This window comes from Micrococcus sp. HG099 (assembly GCF_024723355.1).
In the GTDB taxonomy this organism is placed as follows: domain Bacteria; phylum Actinomycetota; class Actinomycetes; order Actinomycetales; family Micrococcaceae; genus Micrococcus; species Micrococcus endophyticus.
Window position 1 is genome coordinate 1 of record NZ_JANQCJ010000153.1, and the last position, 4,418, is coordinate 4,418.

6 protein-coding genes are annotated in these 4,418 nt (G+C 75.6%); 2 read left to right on the forward strand and 4 right to left on the reverse strand.

Features of this window, described 5'->3' with window-relative positions:
• The 3 genes from NWP10_RS10635 to NWP10_RS10645 all read right to left on the reverse strand — a co-directional run.
• A partial coding sequence (locus tag NWP10_RS10635) for a DUF3253 domain-containing protein (protein WP_258300884.1) occupies window positions 1-498 on the reverse strand: 498 nt, incomplete at its 3' end.
• Between the two features lie 17 nt (window positions 499-515).
• A complete protein-coding gene (locus NWP10_RS10640) occupies window positions 516-1,283 on the reverse strand; it encodes a VIT family protein (protein WP_258300885.1) in 768 nt (255 codons plus the stop codon).
• A gap of 183 nt (window positions 1,284-1,466) precedes the next feature.
• Window positions 1,467-2,618: a glutathione S-transferase family protein gene (locus NWP10_RS10645; protein WP_258300886.1), complete on the reverse strand. Its 1,152-nt coding sequence runs from the start codon at window positions 2,616-2,618 to the stop codon at window positions 1,467-1,469.
• Between the two features lie 12 nt (window positions 2,619-2,630).
• Between NWP10_RS10645 and NWP10_RS10650 the strand changes: the two genes are divergently transcribed.
• Window positions 2,631-3,446: an MBL fold metallo-hydrolase gene (locus tag NWP10_RS10650; protein ID WP_258300887.1), complete on the forward strand. Its 816-nt coding sequence runs from the start codon at window positions 2,631-2,633 to the stop codon at window positions 3,444-3,446.
• Between the two features lie 108 nt (window positions 3,447-3,554).
• Window positions 3,555-4,091, forward strand: a complete 537-nt coding sequence (locus NWP10_RS10655) for a universal stress protein (protein ID WP_017489538.1) — start codon at window positions 3,555-3,557, stop codon at window positions 4,089-4,091.
• Window positions 4,092-4,098: 7 nt separating this feature from the next.
• On the opposite strand, the gene NWP10_RS10660 is transcribed toward NWP10_RS10655, so the two are convergent.
• A partial coding sequence (locus NWP10_RS10660) for a hypothetical protein (protein WP_258300888.1) occupies window positions 4,099-4,418 on the reverse strand: 320 nt, incomplete at its 5' end.

A 4,418-nucleotide genomic window follows, 5' to 3' on the forward strand; every position in this document is an offset into this window, starting at 1 on the left:
GCCCAGCTGCGGCCCCGCCGCCAGCCGGATCGGGCCCCGCGCCGCGGCCGGGTCCACGCGCTCGCCCCTCTGCCGCACCTCCACGGCGCCGGCCGCGTGCAGCTCCGCGGCCACGGCGCGGGCCTCGTCCATGAGGTCGCGCCACGCCTCTCCCCCGGCCACGCGCGCGGCGTCGGAGGGGCAGATGGTCTTCCCCTCATCCCGCTGGCGCAGCAGCGTCCGCATCGCGGCGGCCAGCCGCTCGCGTGTGCCCTCCGGGGTGGGCTCCCACCACGGGTCGCCGCGCTCCCCCAGCGCGATCTTCGCGTCCTGGACGCGGGGGCGCGCCGTCGTCGGGTCCGTGCGGACGAGCCGACGCGCGGCCATGAGCCCCTTCACGAGCTCGCCCGCGAGCGCCTCCGGGATGTGCGGGTCCTGGGCGCGCCACTTCCGGCCGTCCACGACGATGTGGTGGCCGTCAGGCGTGGTCTCGGGTCCCGTACGCTCCGGCTCGCTCATGCGGCCATCCTGCCCGCTCAGGCCACCGTCGTCCCGAGCCAGGCGCCCACCGCGAACGTGAGGGCCAGGGCGAGCGCGCCGCCGATCACCACGCGCAGCATGGCCGGCAGTACCCGGGCGCCGCCGAGCCACGCGCCCATGCCGCCGGTCACCGCGAGCGCGAGCAGCGTGGTGACGAAGGTCAGCGCCACCCGGATGTCCACGGGCGCGAGGATGATCGTCAGGAACGGCAGCAGCGCGCCGAGGAGGAACGCCACGAACGAGGCGCCGGCCGCCGACCACGGGCTGACGACGCCGGTCTCGTCCATCCCCAGCTCGGCCCGCAGGTGGGCCTTGAGCGCGTCCTTCTCGGTGAGCTCGCGGGCCACGGTCTCCGCGGTGGCGCGGCTCAGGCCCTCGGCCTCGTACAGGCCGACGAGCTCCTCGAGCTCGCCCTCCGGGTCCTCGGCCAGCTCGCGGCGCTCCTTGGCGATCAGCGCCTTCTGCGAGTCCGAGGACGAGGACACGGACACGTACTCCCCCAGCGCCATGGACACGGCGCCGCCCACGACGGCGGCCACGCCGGCGATCGCGACCGGGGCGACCGCCGTCGTCGCTCCCGCCACGCCCACCACGGTGGCGGCGACGGAGACGATGCCGTCGTTCGCGCCGAGCACGCCGGCGCGCAGCCAGTTCAGGCGCTCGTGCAGCCCGCCGCCGGCGTGCGGCTCGGGGCCGGCGTGGCCGGAGGAGGCGGCGACGTCGTCACGGACGGTGGGCTCGGAGGGGGCGGTGGACTCGTTCATGGGGACCAGGATGCTCCAGTCGTGGCCCGCCCGCCACGAAGGGCAGGCGAGCCTCAATCGCCGGGTGCGCGCCGTCGTCGTCCCCCAGCGCCGTCGTGCGGGAAGCCGGGCCCGGACGGCTCCCGTTTCTCGCACGAAAGCGCCCGTGAAGGCTCCCGTTTCCCGCACGAAAGCGGGGGCGGGTCAGCGCAGCGGGGTGTGCGCCGGGTCGACCTCTTCACCCTCGCGCACGGGCCCGGGCGCGGTGCCGCCGCCCCACGGGTCGCCGCCGAGCTCCTCACGCCCGTGCTCGCGCAACCAGCTCGCCAGCTCCGGGCCGGCGGGCACGATGCCCGTCGGGTTGATGTCCTCGTGCACCACGTAGTAGTGGGCCTTGATCTGCGCGAAGTCGATCGTGTCGCCGAAGCCGGGGGTCTGGAACAGGTCGCGGGCGTAGCCCCAGAGCGCGGGCATCTCGGTCAGCCGGTTCCGGTTGCACTTGAAGTGCCCGTGGTACACGGGGTCGAAGCGCGCCAGCGTGGTGAACAGGCGCACGTCGGCCTCGGTGATCCGCTCGCCCATGAGGAACCGGCGGGTCGTCAGTCGCTCCTCGAGCCAGTCCATCGCGGCCCACAGCCGCTCGTACGCGGCGTCGTACGCCTCCTGCGAGCCGGCGAAGCCGCACCGGTACACGCCGTTGTTCACCTCGGTGAACACGCGCTCGATCACCTCGAACATCTCGTCCCGCTCGGGGCCGGCGTCCGGGATCAGCTGCGGGGCGCCGTCGCGGTGGTGCGCGGTCCACTCGGTGGACAGGTCCAGGGTCATCTGCGGGTAGTCGTTGGTCACGACGCCGCCCGTCGGCACGTCCACGATCGCCGGCACCGTGATGCCCCGCGGGTAGTCCGGGAACCGCGTGAAGTAGTTCTCCTGGAGCCGCTCGGTGCCGAGCACGGGGTCCTTCCCGCCCTCGTCGAGGTCAAAGGTCCAGGACCGCTCGTCGTGGGTGGGGCCGGGGGTGCCCAGCGAGATGGCGTCCTCGAGGCCGAGCAGGCGGCGCACGATGATGGCCCGGTTGGCCCACGGGCAGGCCCGGGCGGCCACGAGGCGGTAGCGGCCCGCCTCGACGGGCCACGCCTCGGCCCCCTCGGTGAGCCCGCCACCCACGCGGCCGACCGTGGACGGCTCGGCCACGGGCAGGGCCCGCACGGCCTCCGGGTCCGCCACGATCCGGTCCGCGATGTAGTTCGTGTCCCGCGTGAACTCCGCCCCGGACTGCACGTAGTTGCCCGTGAGCCCCTCGCGCGTGTCGATGGTGCCGCGGTCCGCGGCCTGGCCGGTCTGCTGGTTCTCCATACACTCGAGCCTATGACGACGACCCCCGCCACGCCCGGCCTCACGCCCGCCCCGCTGGTGCGCTGCGTGACCGCCCAGAACCCCTCCCCGATGACCCTCGCGGGCACCAACACGTACGTGGTCGCCGCACCGGACTCAGATGCGGCCGTCGTGGTGGACCCGGGCCCGGAGGACGACGCCGCCGCCCACCTCGAGCGCGTCCGTGCGGCGGCCGAGGGGCGCCGGATCGCGCTCATCCTGGTGACGCACCGGCACGCGGACCACACCGGCGGCGTGGACGCCTTCCACGCGGCCACGGGCGCCCCCGTGCGCGCCGCGGACCCGGACTGGTGCCGCGGCGGGGCCGCCGTCCTGACGCCGGACGAGCGGATCGACGTCGCCGGCACCCCGGTGCTGGCGTGGCACACCCCGGGCCACACCTCGGACTCCTACTCGTTCGCCGTCCCGGACGCGGGCGCGCACGGCGCGGTCATCACGGGCGACACCATCCTCGGCTCGGGCACCACCATGCTCGACCACCCGGACGGCACCCTCACCGACTACCTGGCCAGCCTGCGCCGCCTCGAGGCCGCCGGCCCGCTCACCGTGCTGCCCGCGCACGGGCCGGTGCCCGCCCCGCTGGACGTCGTCGCCCGCGACTACCGGCACCATCGCGAGGGCCGGCTGGCGCAGGTCAGCGCGGCGCTCGCCGAGCTGGGCGAGGACGAGGCCGCGACCGTCACCCCCGAGCAGCTGGCCCCGCGGATCTACCCCGGGCTCGAGGGCACCGTGGCGCGCGTGGCCGTCCAGACGGTGGCCGCGCACCTGCGCCACCTGCGCGAGGGCTGAGCCGTCCCGCGGCGCCGTCGGCCCTCCCCCGGGGCGGCCCGCCGCCACTACGCTGGGGCCACACCCTGCAGTCTCGACTCCTCACCTCGACCCCCGCGGAGGCACCCCATGACCATCCTCGTCGGCTACGCCCCCTCGACGTCCGCGGACGCCGCCCTGGACACCGCCCTGGACATCGCCCGCTCCACCGGCGAGCGCGTGGTGGTGGTCAACGCGGGCCCGGGCGGGGAGCACCGCACCAAGTCCCTCGTCACCGAGGAGCAGCAGCGCGGCGTGCAGGCCCGCCTCGACGCCTCGGGCGTGGACGCGGAGTTCCGCCAGTACGCGCGCGGGCGCTCCACCGTGCAGGAGATGAAGGACGTGGCCGCGGAGCTGGACCCGTCCATCGTGGTGATCGGCGTGCGCCGCCGCGGCGGCTTCGGCCGGTTCGTGATGGGCTCCGTCTCGGACGAGCTGCTCCAGGAGATCGACCAGCCGGTGCTGTGCGTCAAGGAGTACACGCAGTACGGGGACCGCACCCCGGAGGCCGTCAGCCACGTGGCCGAGACCGACCCCGCGACCCGCGGCCTGCCCGCCTCCGAGCCGATGGTCGAGCAGCACCCCTTCACGCCCGTCGAGGACCAGGACCCGACGCGCCGCGGCTGAGCCGGCCTCAGTCCTCGTCGTCCTGACGGCGGCGGGTGACCGCGTCGTCGGTCCGGTCGGCCTCCTCCGCGCTCCGCGCCTCCGCGGTCGCGCTCCCCTCCCGGGCCGCCCGGCCCTGCCCCGGCTCGGCCGCGTGCGAGCCGGAGCGCTCGGCGTCCCGGGCCTGCTTGGCCTGCTGCGCGCGCCGCTCCGCGAACGCGTCCTCGCCGGGACCGTGCAGCTCGCGGTTGCGCTGCACCGCGGTGATCGAGCCGGTGTAGAGGCCGGCGTGGTCGTCCACGCGGGTCAACGGCGTGGTCACCGTGTCCGGGCGAGGCTCCCCGCCCT

Excerpts from the sequence above, each read along its gene's own strand:
- NWP10_RS10640 (WP_258300885.1), bottom strand. The coding sequence starts at position 1,283 with ATGAACGAGTCCACCGCCCCCTCCGAGCCCACCGTCCGTGACGACGTC.
- NWP10_RS10645 (WP_258300886.1), bottom strand. The coding sequence starts at position 2,618 with ATGGAGAACCAGCAGACCGGCCAGGCCGCGGACCGCGGCACCATCGAC.
- NWP10_RS10650 (WP_258300887.1), top strand. The coding sequence starts at position 2,631 with ATGACGACGACCCCCGCCACGCCCGGCCTCACGCCCGCCCCGCTGGTG.
- NWP10_RS10655 (WP_017489538.1), top strand. The coding sequence starts at position 3,555 with ATGACCATCCTCGTCGGCTACGCCCCCTCGACGTCCGCGGACGCCGCC.